This is a genomic window from Thermofilum pendens Hrk 5, from assembly GCF_000015225.1.
In the GTDB taxonomy this organism is placed as follows: Archaea; Thermoproteota; Thermoprotei; order Thermofilales; family Thermofilaceae; genus Thermofilum; species Thermofilum pendens.
On the sequence record NC_008698.1, the window covers coordinates 1,672,403 to 1,688,502 of the forward strand.

General features: G+C 61.1%; 19 protein-coding genes. 5 read left to right on the forward strand and 14 right to left on the reverse strand.

Annotated features, from left to right (window positions below):
* Positions 1-3 precede the first annotated feature (3 nt).
* The 11 genes from TPEN_RS08820 to TPEN_RS08865 all read right to left on the reverse strand — a co-directional run bounded on the left by TPEN_RS08820 (position 4) and on the right by TPEN_RS08865 (position 9,729).
* Positions 4-1,923, reverse strand: a complete 1,920-nt coding sequence (locus tag TPEN_RS08820; RefSeq protein WP_011753389.1) for a DUF3131 domain-containing protein — start codon at positions 1,921-1,923, stop codon at positions 4-6.
* A 22-nt stretch (positions 1,924-1,945) separates the two neighbouring features.
* Positions 1,946-3,208 (reverse strand): glycosyltransferase family 2 protein, encoded by a 1,263-nt coding sequence (locus TPEN_RS08825; RefSeq protein ID WP_011753390.1) that lies wholly within the window; start codon positions 3,206-3,208, stop codon positions 1,946-1,948.
* Between the two features lie 117 nt (positions 3,209-3,325).
* Positions 3,326-4,537 carry a hypothetical protein gene (locus TPEN_RS08830; protein ID WP_011753391.1) on the reverse strand — a complete coding sequence of 404 codons (1,212 nt, stop codon included), beginning with the start codon at positions 4,535-4,537 and terminating at the stop codon, positions 3,326-3,328.
* A gap of 120 nt (positions 4,538-4,657) precedes the next feature.
* Complete coding sequence (locus TPEN_RS08835) at positions 4,658-4,933, reverse strand: transcriptional regulator (RefSeq protein WP_011753392.1); 276 nt, start codon at positions 4,931-4,933, stop codon at positions 4,658-4,660.
* A gap of 71 nt (positions 4,934-5,004) precedes the next feature.
* Positions 5,005-5,298 carry a hypothetical protein gene (locus TPEN_RS08840; RefSeq protein WP_011753393.1) on the reverse strand — a complete coding sequence of 98 codons (294 nt, stop codon included), beginning with the start codon at positions 5,296-5,298 and terminating at the stop codon, positions 5,005-5,007.
* A gap of 53 nt (positions 5,299-5,351) precedes the next feature.
* A complete protein-coding gene (locus tag TPEN_RS08845; protein WP_011753394.1) occupies positions 5,352-5,636 on the reverse strand; it encodes a DUF2283 domain-containing protein in 285 nt (94 codons plus the stop codon).
* Positions 5,637-5,675: 39 nt separating this feature from the next.
* Positions 5,676-5,948 carry a hypothetical protein gene (locus tag TPEN_RS08850; RefSeq protein WP_011753395.1) on the reverse strand — a complete coding sequence of 91 codons (273 nt, stop codon included), beginning with the start codon at positions 5,946-5,948 and terminating at the stop codon, positions 5,676-5,678.
* A gap of 17 nt (positions 5,949-5,965) precedes the next feature.
* Positions 5,966-6,115, reverse strand: a complete 150-nt coding sequence (locus TPEN_RS10025; RefSeq protein WP_187146332.1) for a hypothetical protein — start codon at positions 6,113-6,115, stop codon at positions 5,966-5,968.
* Positions 6,116-6,350: 235 nt separating this feature from the next.
* Positions 6,351-7,166, reverse strand: a complete 816-nt coding sequence (gene mntA, locus TPEN_RS08855) for a type VII toxin-antitoxin system MntA family adenylyltransferase antitoxin (protein WP_011753396.1) — start codon at positions 7,164-7,166, stop codon at positions 6,351-6,353.
* Entirely contained in the window at positions 7,156-7,995 is an 840-nt protein-coding gene (locus tag TPEN_RS08860) for a tropomyosin (protein WP_052885339.1), read from the reverse strand. Before TPEN_RS08860 ends, mntA begins: the two co-directional genes overlap by 11 nt.
* A gap of 189 nt (positions 7,996-8,184) precedes the next feature.
* A complete protein-coding gene (locus TPEN_RS08865) occupies positions 8,185-9,729 on the reverse strand; it encodes an oligosaccharide flippase family protein (protein WP_011753398.1) in 1,545 nt (514 codons plus the stop codon).
* Positions 9,730-9,846: 117 nt separating this feature from the next.
* Here TPEN_RS08865 and TPEN_RS08870 point away from each other — a divergent pair, with 117 nt between their 5' ends.
* Genes TPEN_RS08870 through TPEN_RS08885 form a run of 4 tightly spaced genes read left to right on the forward strand, consistent with a single transcriptional unit; the run spans position 9,847 to position 12,225 of the window.
* The gene (locus TPEN_RS08870; RefSeq protein ID WP_011753399.1) at positions 9,847-10,461 is read left to right on the forward strand and encodes an energy-coupling factor ABC transporter permease; all 615 of its coding nucleotides are present in this window, start codon (positions 9,847-9,849) and stop codon (positions 10,459-10,461) included.
* 7 nt (positions 10,462-10,468) lie between these two features.
* A complete protein-coding gene (locus TPEN_RS08875) occupies positions 10,469-10,771 on the forward strand; it encodes a PDGLE domain-containing protein (RefSeq protein WP_011753400.1) in 303 nt (100 codons plus the stop codon).
* A gap of 6 nt (positions 10,772-10,777) precedes the next feature.
* Positions 10,778-11,506, forward strand: a complete 729-nt coding sequence (locus TPEN_RS08880) for a CbiQ family ECF transporter T component (protein ID WP_011753401.1) — start codon at positions 10,778-10,780, stop codon at positions 11,504-11,506.
* Positions 11,506-12,225, forward strand: coding sequence for an energy-coupling factor ABC transporter ATP-binding protein (locus TPEN_RS08885; protein WP_011753402.1), 720 nt, complete (start codon positions 11,506-11,508; stop codon positions 12,223-12,225). Before TPEN_RS08880 ends, TPEN_RS08885 begins: the two co-directional genes overlap by 1 nt.
* A gap of 146 nt (positions 12,226-12,371) precedes the next feature.
* On the opposite strand, the gene TPEN_RS08890 is transcribed toward TPEN_RS08885, so the two are convergent.
* Together TPEN_RS08890 and TPEN_RS08895 are read right to left on the reverse strand one after the other, a co-directional pair.
* On the reverse strand, positions 12,372-13,325 hold the full coding sequence (locus tag TPEN_RS08890; protein ID WP_187146333.1) for a glycosyltransferase family 4 protein: 954 nt from the start codon (positions 13,323-13,325) through the stop codon (positions 12,372-12,374).
* Positions 13,326-13,637: 312 nt separating this feature from the next.
* A complete protein-coding gene (locus tag TPEN_RS08895; RefSeq protein WP_052885340.1) occupies positions 13,638-14,687 on the reverse strand; it encodes a glycosyltransferase family 4 protein in 1,050 nt (349 codons plus the stop codon).
* A gap of 56 nt (positions 14,688-14,743) precedes the next feature.
* On the opposite strand from TPEN_RS08895, the gene TPEN_RS08900 reads away from it, so the two are divergent.
* Positions 14,744-15,805: a glycosyltransferase family 2 protein gene (locus tag TPEN_RS08900; RefSeq protein WP_011753405.1), complete on the forward strand. Its 1,062-nt coding sequence runs from the start codon at positions 14,744-14,746 to the stop codon at positions 15,803-15,805.
* A 94-nt stretch (positions 15,806-15,899) separates the two neighbouring features.
* Here TPEN_RS08900 and TPEN_RS10140 read toward each other — a convergent pair whose 3' ends face one another.
* Positions 15,900-16,022 carry a hypothetical protein gene (locus TPEN_RS10140; protein WP_281054508.1) on the reverse strand — a complete coding sequence of 41 codons (123 nt, stop codon included), beginning with the start codon at positions 16,020-16,022 and terminating at the stop codon, positions 15,900-15,902.
* Positions 16,023-16,100 lie beyond the last annotated feature (78 nt).

The following is a 16,100-nucleotide window of genomic DNA, read 5'->3' on the forward strand; positions in this document are numbered from 1 at the left end:
CGTCTATGCCTCTAGGTGTCTGGTGGTTGGGGGGATTTCTGGGTCTACTACTCCTTCGCCTTGCGCGGCGTTCACGGTCCATTCTCCTAGTAGTAGCTTTCCGTCGGGTGTGTAGGCTTGTAGGGTTATGTTTGCGGGGGGTATTCTCGGTAGTAGTGCGTGCCCCGTGGAGTTCGTCTTTGCGGTTGAGAGGGTTGTTCGCCCTAGCAGTGCTACTACGAGTATCCCGGTTGCGGGTTTTCCGTCGGGGGTTGTGAAGGCGACTGCTATTTTTCGGAGGTTTGCCTTGAGCGTCGCGTTGGTGTCGGAGTTTACGCTGATTTTTAGTGGCCCGGCTACTTCTAGCCCTGCGTAGATCGCGGTGAGCGTTGCTTCTCCTTCCACGTGTTTTACCTCGGCTTCTCCCTTGGCGTCGGTTTCTCCTGCTTTGAGCCCGTTTAGTAGTAGCGTTGCGCCGGGTACTGGGTCTCCGCAGGCGTCTACTACTCTTACTCTGAGGGTGTAGCCGGGGGGCTTGACTGTCACGGTGAGGGTTAGCGTCTCGTTGTGCGCTATCGTCGAGACTTTTACTGTGACGGTGTAGTTGCCGGGGGCTAGCCCTTGCCGCGCCGATACCTTTAGCCTCGCCGTTAGGTTGGCTTTCCCGGTGCTGGGCTCGACCTCAGCTGTTATCCCGGGTGGGGCTTCCGCGCTTAGGGTGATGGGTAGGGGTAGCTGGTGGGTTACGTTGAGCGTTATCGTCGCGTTTTCGCCTGGGTAGAGGGCTGGGACCGCTCCCGCCGTTACCGAGGGCTTGCTTGCTCTCTGCAGTGCGTACCTCGCGGCGCTCACTATCATGGCGTTCGTCTTGTCGGTTATCGCGTAGACGACGTTGCCGTTTTCGTCGACTCCCTCGTAGAAGCAGTTGGGCGTTTTAGCCTTCATCACGTACTCCGCTAGGAAGGCTGTGTAGTTGGTGTTCCAGATGGCGTGCATGCCTAGAGCCGCCTTGGCGTATACTACGGGCGTCATGCTGAGCTTTCCGAGGGAGCCGCTCCACACGGTCCACGTCTCGCCCGTGTATATGTCGACTATCCACTCGTAGATGTAGTACGGGGGCGCGTTGACCTGACCCTCCGTGAACGCGGTGGGCTTACCCGTGGCGAGGTAGCGGTTTTCCTGCGCCTTGTAGACCTTGTACGCCCACTCGTAGAACTCGGGCGGGGGGTCTAGCTCGAAGATCGTGAGGAGTATCGGCTCCATCGTTACCTCCACGTAGGGTAGCCGGACCCCGTAGGCGTCGACAGTCCTCGTGTAGGGTAGCCTCCCGAGCATCGAGAGGGCCTTCATGACCTGGGGGGTGTTGAAGCCCCAGAGGTGGAAGCCGTAGGCGTAGTAGTACGAGTAGAAGCCGCTGTCCGGCACCGAGCCCGCGAAGGCCGAGAAGCCGTTCCTCTCGACGACGTAGTCCACGGTCGGCGCGAGCTCCGGGAAGCTCTTCTTCAGCCTGTAGAGGGCTATCAGCAACCTCCCGGCGTCGCTGGGGTTCGAGGGCCCCGCATTCTCCGCCGGCATGCCCGTGTCCGAGCTGTACGCCGAGTACGGCACGCCGGAGGGGTGTAGCGGCCTCGTGGAGAGGAAGGCGAGCACTTTTTCGGCCCTGCTGATAGCCTCATCCCTGGATATCAGCCCGAGCCACGCCGCGTCGACTATCGCCGAGAGGTAGCTGCCGACGTCCCAGTCCGTCACGTAGTGCCAGGAGGGCGTCGCGTAGTTGATCCCCCTCTGGCTCAGCCCGAAGCCGGGGGAGAAGTAGCCCCACGCCGCCCTCGCTAGCTCCAGCCAGTCTACGGGCGGCTTCGCCTCGACGCTCGCCTGGCGCTGCGGGGGTACGAGCGTAGCCGCTACGAGCAGTACGAGGACCGCGAGAGCCGCTTTCTTCACGCGCCCCTCACCCGCCCCGTGCTTATATGGGCTTCGGAGTCCTTCTCCAGACGCGCGGCCTTCTCAGGATTATCTCGGCGAGGGCGTGGAGGGCGACCGCGGAGAGCGTGAACCAGTACGCGTAGATAACCGGGACCCAGGCTAGGTTCTTCGCGCTTACGGGCCTCTCGCTGAGCGCGAGGGCGACGCTGACCGAGAAGAGGGACACGGCGTTCAGCGCGGCGACGAGGGCGGCGGGTGTCGAGAAGTGGTTTACGTGGGGCAAAGCCGTCGAGGCGAGCCAGGCGGCCACCGCTAGGAGGCTGAGCGCCATCAGGTAGGGCCCCGCCGAGAGGATGGCGGCGTCCAGCCCCCTCCTGCCCGCGAGGGCGAGGCGCAGGTGCCTCGCGAATGCCTCCATGTACCCCCTATACCACCTGTTCCTCTGCACGGCGAGGCTCCTCAGCGAGGTCGGCGCCTCCTGCCAGGAGACGACGTCGTTCGCGTACTTCACCCTGTAGCCCCTGGCGAGGAGGTCCATCGATAGCTCCAGGTCCTCCGCGAGGGCGTCCTCCCTCCACCCCCCGACCTCCTCGAGCGCGCTCCTCTTAACGAACTGGCAGCTCCCGGTGAGCGGTACGAAGAGCCCGAGCCTCTCCCTCCCGCGTATGAGCGCGTGGAACCAGGCCTTCTCCTCCTTGGAGGCTACCCTCGCGAGCACCGATTCGCGCTCGTTGAGTACCAGCGTCTTCCCCTGGACCGCGGCGACCCCCGGCTCCTCGAGGTGCTTCACGGCGCGCCTTATGGCGTCCCTCTCGGGGACGCTGTCCGCGTCGAACACCGCTACGACCTCCCCCGTCGCCTCCCTAAGCGCCCTGTTCAGCGCGGCGGGCTTCCCGCGGGGCTCCTCCTCCCTTATCAACCTGACCGCGCCCGGGTACCTTTCTCCGGCTCTCCGCACTATCTCCTCGACGTACCCGTCCGAGCTGGCGTCGACGACTATCACTTCGAGCTTCTCCAGGGGGTAGTCCGAGGATAGGATAGCGTTGAGGCAACGCTCGACGCGCCTCCCCTCGTCCTTCGACGGCACTATGACTGTCACCCTGGGAAGCCCGTTCCCCGGGTCGTCCCCGCTGCCCCGGGGGGCTAGTAGCCCGGCGACGATTATGGGGGCGTGGTAGGCGGACCACGCGAGTATGCCCGCGAGGGTGAGGAGGGAGAGGGCGTCTAGAAGCAGGTAGAAGGCTTCCGGGAGCAATCCCGGAGGGGCTACGGCTCCGAGTAGCGCTGACGGCTCCGACGTCATTGTCTCGAAACCTCGTTAAGCTTCTGCGCCAAGAACTTTTCTAAAATTTAAAAGTTTTCGCTCGTTCGAGGGGCTTTGTCAAAGCCGACTAAAAGAGAGAAGCCTCGCCGAGCGCTGCTAAAGCTCGAATTCTATTACCGGGCCGCACTGCTTTTCGAGCTTCGCCGCCCTGCGCACCAGCAGTGCCACTGCCGCAGCGGAGGCGAGGATTATGGCTAGGAGGGCGAGCCCCGTCGTGACCCTCGGCGCTTCGCCCGGCGGAACCGCGGGGTACTCCCTGGTGGCGTTGCCCTCTATAAGCGCCACCGAGACGGGCTCCACGGGGTACGACGAGAGCAGGGGCCAGAATGCCTCGCCGAGGGTTAGGGAGCCCCTGCCGCCGGTGAGCGTGACGTTGTAGGTGTGGGGGCCTACCCTCACCGCGGCGTAGCCGTTTCCCCCGCCCTCCACCGATACCTCGTAGGCGTAGGGGAGGAAGCCGAGGAGGGGTTTCAGGTCGACGAGCTTCGCCGCGGGTACCTCGGCTCTGCCTATAGCCTTCTCCGAGTCTCCCAGCCTGAGCACGACGCGGGGCGATGCGCCTCCGACGCCTACCGTCGAGTATGCCTCGGCGACTACCCTGATGGAGGCTGGGGGCGACGCGTAGCCGTCCACGACTATCGAGCCGTTCTCCGCCTTGACGGAGCCGGAGAAGTTCGCCGCCTCCACGACCCTTAGGTTCTTCAGGGTTGCCCCGGCGACCTCAACCCTCGCCCCGCTGACCGCCAGCCTAGCCGTGGAGTTGCCGCCGAACACTAGGCGTACTTCCAGCTCGCCCGGCCTGCCGAGCGTTTTCGCCTCCCCGTCTACCCAGCCGTAAAGCCTCAGCTTCTTCACGAGGGTGGCGTTTCCCACCCCGAGCTTCAGGACGGCTTCCTCCGACTGGTTCAGCGCTGTGAGCCTGAGAGTTCCCGAGAGGGCTACGAGTACCGCTACCCTTCCGCCCGGCTCGACGCGCGGGGCCTTGAAGAGAGGGTCCTTGGAGGAGTTGTAGGAGCAGGGGCCGGGGGGAGTCTCTAGGAGCGGTGGCACGCTGATTGCGCACTGGAAGCTCTCGGGCGGCTCCACCGCTAGGTACAGCTTGTCCACGGCTACCTCCTTGTCCGCTGTGTTCACGAATACCGCGGCGAGCCCGCTCCGCGTCGTTGAAAGCTCTTTGAGGGCGAGCCCCGGCGGGTACACTGTGAGGTTGAGTAGGAGGGGGGTTTCAGGGCGCCGCGTGGATATCGCTAGTACTGGGGATGCTAGGAGTAGGGCGGCGAGCGCGGCTACCAGGTAGCGCTTCGACACGGGGTGGGACTCGCGCGCAGTATTTATCGCTATCGGGTAGGGGGCTTCCCAGCCAGTCCTCTAGACAGCCTGGGAAACTGTTAAAGCAAAAAAGCATTAGTTTGCTTGAGAGCAGCGTTGCTACTGCTTTTCCTCTTTTTTCTCCTCGGCTTCTAGCTTCTTGAGCTCCTCCTCTATCTCCTTCTCTATCTCCTCTATCGGCTTAGGAGGGGGAGTAGTGGCAAGCGTGAAGCCTATCCAGGCGAGTATCCCGAGGACCCCGGCTACAGCAACGAAGCCCGTGAGCTGGAGTAGGAGGAGGGACCACTGGGTGAAGAAGAGGATCCACCCGTAGACCAGTATCCCGGCGATAGAGGCGAGCATTATAGCCGTGCCTACGAGCTGGTCCTTGTTCATGGAACCGCCTCCCTTAACAGGCATACACTTTATTATATATTTCGCCGCCGCAAAAAGAAAATATTTTAAGGTTACTCCGGAGACGCTTCCGGCTTGCCGAGACGCTTCCTAGAGACGAAGTAGCCAATAGCGAAGCCCACCACTAAGCCTACCACGGTCCCGGCTACGCCTACAAGCTGGGCGCGAGCCTCAGCCTCCGCTAGGCGGGACCTCGACTCGGAGAGCTGAGCCTCAAGGCTCGAAACCTGAGCCTTCAAAGCCGAGAGATCCGTCTGAGCGCTACTCAGCTTTACCTGCAGGCTTTTAACGTCTTCCTGCAACCTAGTAACGTTCTCCCTGTAGCTCTTCAGCTCCTCCTCCCTCACCGCCGGGGCGTGAGGTGCCGCCCGAACCTGCCGGGAGCGGCTAACCCGCGCCTTTAGGCCTCGAGCCTAGCCAGGGTCCTCGAGTAGAGCCTCTTCAGCGCCTCCAGCAGGACCCTCCTCACGCCTTCCGGTATTACCTGCACGTCCTCGCGGGTCAAGCTCCCCAGAGACACTATCTCCAAGCCTATGACCTCTCTCCTCTCGTCGAGCTTCAGGACGATGTTGTCGTTCAGAGGCTCCGAGAAGCTCTCCCTTCCGGGCTCGTCCAGCCACAGGTCCAGGGTGTCGAGCTCCGGAGCGTAGTAGACGCGTACCTTCACGTCTGCCGCCTCCTCCACACCACCTCACCTCTGGCCGCTCTTTTAGTTAAATATCTTTTAGTTATAGGCCGTTATTATAAAACCCTCGCTATTCAAGTGCTTAACGACCACACAGATGAGCTTATCCATGTATGTGCCGTAGTACAGGTACACTCTGGGGTCGCGAGGGCTTCTCCTAACCTCGAGGAGGTTCGCCAGAGCCTCTCTGACCACGCCCTCCAGGCCCTTCAGCGAGGGGTGCTTAATGCTGACAATGTACTCCCAGTACCCCCTGGAGACCCTAACTCTGACCCCTAGTTTACTGGTGACCTCGAAGAGCGGCTCGCGCACCCGGCCTCACAGGGGTCTCAGCGTCCGCATGAGGAAATAGGTGTCACATAGATCACGCCGATCCCGAACCTCAGCGCGCGCTTGTAGGCGGCGGAAACCAGCGATGGCGTCAGCGATGGTACTGCAGGCGATGGAGGCTCTCCGCGCGCGCCCCTCAAGCAAGACACCGCCTTTCTTAGTCGAAGAAAAAATTAATAAAGCTTTTCTTTTTTAAAGCACTCTCGGGCAGAATATTTTATTCTTTTTATTGCCCGAAGATAACTACCTAAGAAGCAATGTCCCTCGAGCTCTGACGCAAGCATGTACTTCGTCAGCTCGCCTGGAGTACTGCCTATAACGTTCCCGTGCTCCATAGGACTCTTAACCCGCGCGCGAGATTTGCGCGCTTTTGGCTCATTGTTTCTACTCGCGTTGTCTGAATAGCTCTTCGTAGTACTCTTCGAGCCTGGGCTTCATGTCTAGGAACTGCTTTAGGACTTTGACTTCGTACTCGGCTCTCGCCTCCGAATCCCTGTCTAGAACCAGTACGCCCGTTGAGACTACCTCGTAGGCTAGCGTGAGTGGAGCTTCGTTTAGGTGTACGAGGTCCACGTCTAGGCCTAGCGCGTCTTCGAGCTCGTTTTTCAGCTCTACGAGGTGCTTCCAGGAGGCTTCGCCCCGCGTGTACACCGCTACGTCGATGTCGCTACGACAGCGGGCCTGACCCTTGGCGCGTGACCCGAATATATAGGCGAAGACTACGTTGCTCCTGTTGCTGAGCACCCTGGCGATTGTCTCCGCGTCTTTCCCGGCCTTTGGGGGGTCTACCCCTCTGTTTTCGGTGCTCCTGGCGATCTCGTAGACTATGTTTTCTAGCTCTTCGACTTCGCCTAAAGCCTCGGCTAGCTTGCCGTAGTCTATCCTGGCGTAGCCGTGGACGAGCACGTTCCTCAACCCTACCCACAGCTCGAGCTTTCCGGCGGACGCCGCGCTGAGCATGCCGGCTCCTCGAAGGATTCTGGCAACGTCGCGGTAGCTCTCGGGCTTGCCGAGCCTCAGCAAGGAGCATAGCCTCATCCCTGCATCGATTACGGCCTCGATCGCCAGGTGGAGGTACCTCTCGACAGCCCCTCTTACAACGTAGTCACCGGCTAGGGCTTCGGGAGAGGCGCGCCTTCTCAGCTCTTTGAGCAAGCCTATGTATTCCAGGGCGCGCGCCAGCCTCTCCTTAACTATCACACCGGTTACCCCCCTTCTCCTCCGCTTTCGCAAGCCTCCTCCTCGTCCACCCCCTAACGAGCGCGGCGTAGAGGTGGAGCTTGTAGACCTCGTACTTGTCCCCGTGCTCCTCCACGGCCTTCCTGGCGAGCCTCAGGAAGTCCTCCGCCTCTTCCATCGTGAACTCGCCTGGATCCTTCTCCAGGTACTCCCTCAGCTTCTCCACCTCCTCCTTCGTTAGGGGGTTGGAGAGAAGGCTTAGCACGGACCTCAGCTCGGCGCGGACGACGAGCGCCGTCTTTTCCTTTATAACGCCCTCCGAGGCGAGGTAGTCTATGAGGAACTCCTGGTGAGACTCGAAGCCCTTGACTACCCTTGAGAGCCTAGATTCAACTTTCTCGAGCCCGTGCTCGACGCCTGCAAGCCTGGACTCCGCCCCCTCGAGCCTCCCTTCGACCCGCGATAGCCTCGCCTCGACGGCGTCCAGCCTTTCCCCCACGTCCCCCAGTGCTTTCTCCACGCCGTCAACCCTCCTCTCCAGCGCTTCGAGCCTCCCCTCTACCTTGCTGAGCCTTCCCTCCAGGTCGGCGAGCCTCCTCTCCGCCTTGGTAAGCCTCTCCTGCACTCCTCCAAGATTTTCCTCGACGCTTTCAAGCCTCTCCTCCACTTTGTCGAGCCTTCCCTCTACGCCTTCAAGCCTCTTTTCCACCCCTCCAAGTCTTTCCTCTACTCTGTCTAGCCTGGCGTTAATCTTCTCGAACTTCCTGCCGAGCCAGTAGGCCATCGAGGAGCTGGCAGCCGCTACGCTTATAACGGTCGAGAGGACGGCGAGCGCTACGGGCTCCGCCAACGCGCACCCCTGGAAAACAGGGGCTCAGCCTCATTATATCTGTTGCGGACACCGCCGTGCTGAAAGCCGGAGGAACAGCATTTAGCGGCGGTACGGGTCTGGGTAAACGGGGAAGCGAGAAATAACCAGCTGAGAACAATTTTGGAGGGTTGCCCGACACTGTCGTAGAGCTACGCGCTGGGCGGGCCTTCACTTCCCGGAGAGGTTCCTCGCCGCGCGCAGGAAGACTGCCTCGTAGCGGAGCACTAGCGATGCTAGGGGCTTTAGCGGTGTGCCGCGCAGGGCTTGCCCGAGGACTTCGATATCTCCCCCGTCGATGCAGCCGAAGAGGGGGGCGAGCGCCCCGTAGGCGAGGGCGTAGGCTGTAGCCGTCGCGGCTACGCGTAGGGCTGGGTGCACGTTGAGAAGCGCTAGGGGGGCTAGCGGGGCGAGCGCGGCTAGCGCCGCCGCGCATGTTCTGGTAGCGTGCAGGAAGTCTACCTCTGCCCCCACCCTGCGCGCTCTCCACACGCCGTATGCCGCCGAGGAGGCCGAGGAGGCTACGAGGGAGGCTACGAGCCCGTATAGCCCTAGCCTCTGCGTGAGGGGGGCGGCGAGCGGTAGGAGTACCGCGAGCCCGGCTAGCGAGGCTTCGAGGTTGGCCCTCGTGTCGCCTACCCCTTGGAAGAAGCTCGGCAGCGCCGCTGTCCCCAGCCCGGAGAGCAGGAGGGAGGCCGAGTACAGCGAGAGGTAGCCCGGCGCGAGCGCGTATTCCCGGCCGTAAACGAGGGCGACGAGGTCCCGGGACTCTACTGCCGCGTAGACCCCGGCTGGGACGAGGATTAGCCCGGTGTAGCGCGCGGCGTAGCGGAAGAACCTCCCGGAGTCATCGCCGCTGAGCCTCGAGAACGCCGGGAGGAGGGAGAGGGAGATGGGGGCTACGAGTAGCTGGATGAGGGCGGCGAAGTTCATCGCTACCTTGAAGTTCCCCACCTCTACGTCCGTCGCGAACCAGGCGGCTACGGAGTTCTGGTATATCCCCGAGAGGGTTCCCAGGACGCTCGACGCGTACAGCGGTAGCCCGTAGCCCAGCAGGGGTTTCAGCTCGCCGGCGGGGGCTAGCGGGAGGCGGCCGAGCCTCCTGTAGAGAGCGGCGAGCCCCGAGGCGGCGGCTAAGGCGTAGCCTGCGACTAGCCCCGCGACCGCCCCAGGTACTCCGTAGGCCGCCGCGAGGGCTAGGGAGAGAACGCTCCTCGAAAGGTCGCGTATCACTGGTAGGGCCGCTAGGGACGCGGTGTCCCCCAGGCCTAGCAACGCGAAATACGAGAAGTTCAGGGCGGAGTTGAGGAAGACTGTGGGTAGGGCTAGGAGGGTGAGCTGGACCATCTCGGCCCTGTTGAGCAGGAGGAGGGTGAGCCTCTCCGAGAGCAGCGCGCCTAGCGCCGTCGACACTAGCGCCGACGCCAGGGTGAAGGCGAGAGCAAGCCCTACGAGCCCCGCTACTCCCTCGCGGCCCCTGCGGGATGCTTCGCGCGCGACGGCCGCCGATACTCCGAAGTCCGTGAATATGGAGAGCAGGGAGGCGACCGTAGTCGCGAGGGCGTACTTTCCGTAGCCCTCTGGCCCCAGTATCCTCGCCAGGAGTATCGAGGCTATGCCCGCGACGAGGGTTGCCGAGGCTTGCCCCCCGAGTATCGAGACCGCGCTCGCCGCTGTCTCGGAGACTGCGCTGCCTATGCTCTGGCGGCTCTCCACGCGTGCACGTCTCCCGGCGGGTAAATAAGCGTTTTCCCGTTGCTCACGTTACCACGATTTAGTAATACTTGCGCAAAGCTTATAAGCGGGCGCCGCGTCCACGGGGTTTGACCGGGTATGCATATACCAGACGGGTACCTCGACCCGGCGATGTGCGCAGTCACCTACGCGCTCTCCCTGGCGGTCCTGGCGTTCTCCGCGTTGAAGGCTAGGAGCGCGGGCTCCGAGCAGAAGACCCTTGTCCCCGTCCTCGCCGCCGCTATCTTCGCGGCCCAGATGCTGAACTGGCCTATACCCGGCGGGACCTCGCTGCACCTGGTCGGCGGGGCTCTCGCCTCGATACTGGTTGGCCCCTGGCTCGCTAGCCTCACTATGTTCCTCGTGCTCTTGACGCAGGCTCTAGTCTTCCACGACGGCGGTATAACGACTCTCGGCGCCAACGTCTTAAACATGGGGATAGTGGCGGTGTTCGCCGGGTACCTCGCGTACAGGGCTTTCCCGGAGCGCCTCCGCGTGGTCGGAGCCTTCCTGGCTGGGTGGCTCAGCATAACCCTGGCGGGCGTTGTGTGCGGCGTGGAGCTGGGGCTCTCGAAGCAGTTCCTCTACGGGCTCTCGGTCACGGTGCCGGTGATGGGGGGCTGGCACGCGCTCCTCGGGGTGGTGGAGGGCTTGATCACGGCTTCCGTCTACGCCTACCTGAAGTCTAAGGCTCCCCAGCTCGTAGCGGGGTGAGAGGGGGATGGGCAAGGTGGTAAGCATCCTCAAGAAGCACAGGAAGGCTGCCCTAGCGGTACTCGCAATGGTGCTTGTAAGCCCCGTGTTCGGGGTCTGGCTGGCGAACCTCGTGGGCTACCACGAGCCCCTGGACCTCGCCGCTGAGGCGCTCGGCCTCAACGAGACGACGGAGGAGATAAACTGGACGCCGTTCCTCGACTACACGGTGCCCGGGCTCCCGGACTGGCTGGGCTACATAGTCTCGGGCTTCTTGGGAGTCGCAGTGGTGCTCGCGCTCGGCTACCTGCTACTTAAGGCCCTCAAGTGACCACCCGTGAAAAGTAGGGCTTTCTCTTTCTTCCAGGCCTTCCTAGAGGCTGTGTCCGGCGTAGCCGAGGAGCTCAGCTCCGCCGGAAAGCCGCCCGCGTCCCCCTGGGCGCTCGTACTCGTTGGGCTCGCCGCCGACGTGGAGGCCTCCTACGCCTCCGGGCCCGCCACGCCGGCCATGGCGATAGCCCTCGGAGCGGTGCTCGCTGCAACCTCCCGGAAGCTAAGGGGCTGGCTCACGGTAACGCTCGTCTCCGCGTTCTTCGCCGGGCTGGTCGCGCTCCCCGCGTTGCTCCGCGGGGACCCCGGGGCGCCGCTCTTCGTCCTGAGGGCTGTCGCGGCGTCCTCGGCCTTCACGGGTGTCCTCGCATCCCTCGGCTGGCTCTGGTTGCTGAGGGGGCTCGAGGAGCTACGGCTCCCCCGGGGCCTCGTGTGGGAGCTCGGGCTCACGCTGAGGGCTATCCCCGTCTTCGCCAGGGACGCGTCGAGGATGCTGGCCGCCAGGGAGGCCAGGCTTCTCGCGTCTTCCCGGGCTTCCTGGTCCGTTGTCTCGAGCGTCGCCGGCGACCTGTTGCTCGCAGGGGTTAGGAGGGCGCGGGCGTTGCAGATGGCGCTGGAGGCGAGGAGCTTCGGCGAGCCGCTAGCCCCCCGTAGGCGCCTAGACCCCCGGCCCGCCGACGCCGCGCTTATAGCCTGGGCCCTGCTCATGACGGCGGTGTTCGCGGGTGGGGCTTAGTGCTGGAGTGTAGGGACCTGTGGGCGGGCTACCCGGGCTTCGGCGACGTGCTCCGCGGGGTCACGCTGGGGCTTGAAAGGGGCGAGGTCGTAGCCCTCCTGGGGCCGAACGGCTCCGGAAAGACTACCCTCCTGCTCGCGCTCGCGGGTCTCCTGAAGCCTTCGAGAGGCTCGGTGCTCCTCGACGGCAGGGACCTCTGGTCCCAGCTCCCCGGCGCTAGGAGGAGGATAGGGCTCGTCTTCCAGGACCCGGACGACCAGCTCTTCAACCCGACGGTCGAGGAGGAGCTCGCGTTCGCGTTGAACCAGCTGGGCCTCCCAGAAGCCGAGAAGGCGTCCCGCCTGGAGCGCGCCGCCCGCATGCTGGGCGTTGAGGGCCTCCTCGACAGGCCTGTCCACGCGCTGAGCTACGGCGAGAAGAGGCGGGTAGCCCTAGCGTCCGTGCTCGTCTACGACCCGGAGTACCTTCTACTCGACGAGCCCACGGCGAACCTCGACCCCCGCTCCGCCTCGGCGTTGCTCGAGGCTGTCTGCAGGCTCAAGCGGGAGGGCAGGGGAGTCCTCCTCGCGACGCAGGACGTCGGGGTCGCGTCCCGCGTGGCGGACAGGTACGCCGTGATACACGGGGGGAGGATAGCATGGGAGGGCGCGGAGCTGCCCCGGGAAGTTCTGGAGAAGCACGGGTTAACCGTTGCGGACGTCTCCTGCAGGGAACTCTGACTTAGGACTGCAGGGCGGCGCGCGCTGCTTCGGCTAGCGCTGGTAGCACTGTTTCCTCGAACTCCACGGGCTTCCCGGAGCCCATGTCGACGCGCGCGTCAAAGTAAACACCCCCTGAAGGTTTAAGGTTAGGAGTTATATTTTCCTTACGAGTGTCTATGTTCGCCTAGCAATTTTTTTTTAACCAAGCTAAGCTCCTCCTCTATTATCTCGTTCCAGCTTTTCAAGCTTGGAGGATTAACCTCTTTGGGGCTTCTCTCCAGCATGTCGATAGCCTCTGTTGCTAAGGCTTCTACGTCGCCTTCCCGTACAAGCCTGACTCCGGGAAGCCCGCCGTAGTATATTTTGAGCGCGGGTATATCGTAGCCTACGACGGGGGTTCCTGCGTGTAAAGACTCCAGGACAGTGTATGGAAATGAATCCATATGGCTTGGGTGGAGCAGGAGCCTTGCCTTAGCGTTGAGCTCGAAGAGCTGCTCCCTTGATATAAATCCTGTAAGGACAACGTAGTCCTTGAGGTTTAGCTTTTTAAGTGCTACGAGAAGCTTTCTATGAGTTTTGCTGTCCAGTTTCCCTGTGATGACGAGTTTCAGATCGCCTCTCTCCTTCCTAATGAGTCTGTAGGCAAGGAGAACGTCTAAGATACCTTTCACGGGAGTAAGGCCGCCTTTGTACAGTATGCAGTTTTCCTTCTCTTTAACACTTTTGCGAATCCTGCTCAATAAATGTACTTCCTCCTCGTTTAGATTTACACCCGGATCTAGGTAGAAAGCCTTGCTGAACCAGGGTTCCCCCATTTCTAGAACTGTTGCTCTGCTCACCCCTACTACGAGCGAGTACTTGTTGAGCAACATTCGAATTCTGGCCTCCTCTATTGGTCTTCTCACTTGTAGCCTTGCAAGGCGCACGGTAGCATAAGCTTCCTCGAGAGTGGAAGCTGAAGTGAGCTTCTCCCACAGGTATACAGCTTTGAGTATCTCACTGAGCCTTTTCTTTGACCCGAAAAGAGGGGGGTTCTGCAGGAGAACCATCGCCGGCGCTCCGCTAGCTTTGCCGAGAAGGTAGCCAGCGTATAGATAGTCTATATTCTCGTGTAGCACTACGATGCCGTCGAAGAAGGGGAGTTTTGTCGTCGTTAGCCTAGTTAATTGCGGGAAAAAAAGCTTGAATTCGGGCTCCAGCTTCCCAATTCTCGGATACGTAATGCATCCCGAGAGAGCTACGCCTAAGCTCTTCAGCCGCGCAAGGCTCCTTAAGGACGTAGAGCCTACCGCGCGTAGAGGGGTGAAAAGGTAGACGTGGAAATGTTTAGCATACTCCTTTACAGACCTTAAAGCCCTAAGCTCGCCGCCGCTTCCGTGCTCCGAGGGGTTAGCGACCACCGCTAGTTGAGGCTTACTCGAATGCATGCTTCACGCACCGGAGATCTTCCTGTAAAGATCCAGGTAAGTGGAAGCGGCTTTTTCCCAAGTGAAGAATGCGGACCTCTCGATGCTCCTAGCGGAGAAGGTCTCGTAAAGCTGTTGGTCCGTCAGCAACACTAGGAGCTTTTCCGCCAGGTCCTCGCTGTCGCCGGGCCGAAACTTCAACCCGGCGTCGCCTGCCACCTCCGCCGCGCCTCCGGCGTCGGGTACGATGACGGGTAGACCGCTCGCCATAGCCTCCAGCACGGCGAGCCCGAAAGGCTCTTTGGAGCATGTGTGAATGAATATTGTTGCCGAGCGGTAAAGCTGGGGGAGCTTTTCGAAGGGTATCCTCTCGGCGAAGCGCACCGTGTCTTCGAGCCCATGCCTCCTTAGGTAGCCTTCAACTTCCCGTTTTAGAGGCCCATCCCCCCTTATGACCGCTTCGAAGCTCGCCTTCCCCTTCACTAGCCTGATCGCCTCTAGGAAGGTGAACGGCTCCTTGAATCCTACGAGACGCGAGTTCCAGAGCACGACGTGGTGTATGGGCGGTTCCAGCGGCTTATTCCTTCGGAAGGTGTCCAGGACCCCGTGGTACACGACAGCCGTAGCCTTTACTCCCAGCCTCTCGCGGAGCATCCTAGCCGAGAAGTTACTTATAGTTACCACGGGGACCCCTGCCTCGTATAGCTGAAGCAGGCTCTCGCGCTCCTTCTCGTAGAAGCGGCGCTGCTCTCTTTCCACGAGCTCTGGCTCAGGCCAGCCGTGCTCCGTTAGTAGCAGGTTGTCGCGGGGGCCTAAGAGGGCTCCGTGGCTGGCGGTGTTCACGTGTACTACGTCGTAGCGCCGGGCCAGCGCCTTAAGGGCGTACTTGTAGAGTAGGTCCCGGTGCCCCGGTACCGGGAGGCGGGGGACTACCATCTGCCTCGCGGAGACGGGGTATCGTGCGAACGCCAGGAGCTCGACCTTGATTCTTCTCGATAGCTCGCCGGCAAGCCCCACGGTGTAGTGCTCCACGTGGGGTGTAAGTAGCACCTTCATGCTTTCGCCTCCGAGCATCTTCAAGCTCTACGCCTGGTCGCAAAGCTAAAAAGCTTCTTGCTCTTCGAAGAGCCGTGGCTCGGGCTGGCGAGTACCCGTTGATCACGGTCGCGATGGTGGCGCTGAACAGGGAGTGGATTATCGGGCACGCCTTGAAGAGCCTGCTTTCCCAGACGTACCCCCACGACAGGATTTTCTTCGTCCTCGTGGACGGCGGGAGCGTTGACCGCACGGTGGAGGTTGTGCGCGAAGCCCTGAGCGGGTCCGACCTAGCAGGCTTCGAGGTCGTCGTGCAGAGGAGCAATATCCCTGAGGCTAGGAACATAGCTATCGAGAGGATGAGGGGGGAGGCGATATTCTTCTGGGACAGCGACGTACTCCTAGAGCCGGACGGTTTGAAAATGCTATACGAAGCCGCCTCAGACTATGGGATCGATATCTTGTCCGCAGATACCCTGTCCATTAAAGTCTCCAGTGTAGAAGAAGGTTGGAGAGTTTTAGAAGAGCTGTGTAAGAAGAGGGGAAAAATCGGCGTAGAGCTTGTTCCCGCTGTCGCTATGGGTGCAACGCTTATTCGAAAAATCGTGTTGGATAGGGTTAGGTTTGACCCCGAGCTTACCTTTGGCGAGGACGCTGATTTCTGCGTAAAGGCACGTTCCCTCGGTTATAGAGTAGCCGTGCATAGAGGCGTGGTGGCTGTCGATGTGAACGTTACCGGTAGAGCTGGTAGCGACATATACGTTTCTAAACCTCTCACCGAACTTTTAAAGGGTATTCGGAAGAAGGCTAAAGTAAAGGTTCTCGGTCTCAGCTTCGATCCGGGTCTCAAAGATGTACTCGTTTACATGTGGAGGTACAAGAGGTACCTTTACTACCTCGGCTACCTTCCGATGCTTGTAGCGCTAATAGTCGGACTTGCGAAAAATCTCCCGATGCTCACTTTACTCTTCCCTGCCTATGTACTTCCCTACCTACTATACCAGGCTAAGAGGAGGGGTATCCTCTTGGGCTTAAAGACCTTTATAGCGAGCCTCGTTGTCGGTCTTCCATTGTCGCTTTCAATGCTAGCATATGCTACTGCTAGAAGCTTGGAACGCTTCGTAAGCACGCCGCGCAGAAAGAAGCATGTCCGTTAGTATGGGTTAGCGCTTCTTGTTGCAAACGAGAGCCCGACTCCGGGTGCAGGAGAGTACCCGGTATCCCTGCAGGCGAAGTCTTCGCCGAGAACTCTTAAAAATAGCTCCGCGCCGCCGTGGTATTCGACTCGCGCGCGTAGACCCAGTTCTCGAAGAGCCTTCTGGTTGCAAGCAAGGCACGCAACTTCCCGTGAGCCTGGAACAACGCACTCTCCATGCGTATCCCGCACAACGTTTCTTCTATGAAGCTGCACCCTTTAATCCCTTTTCATTAAAGGCGGAGAATCCTGCGCTT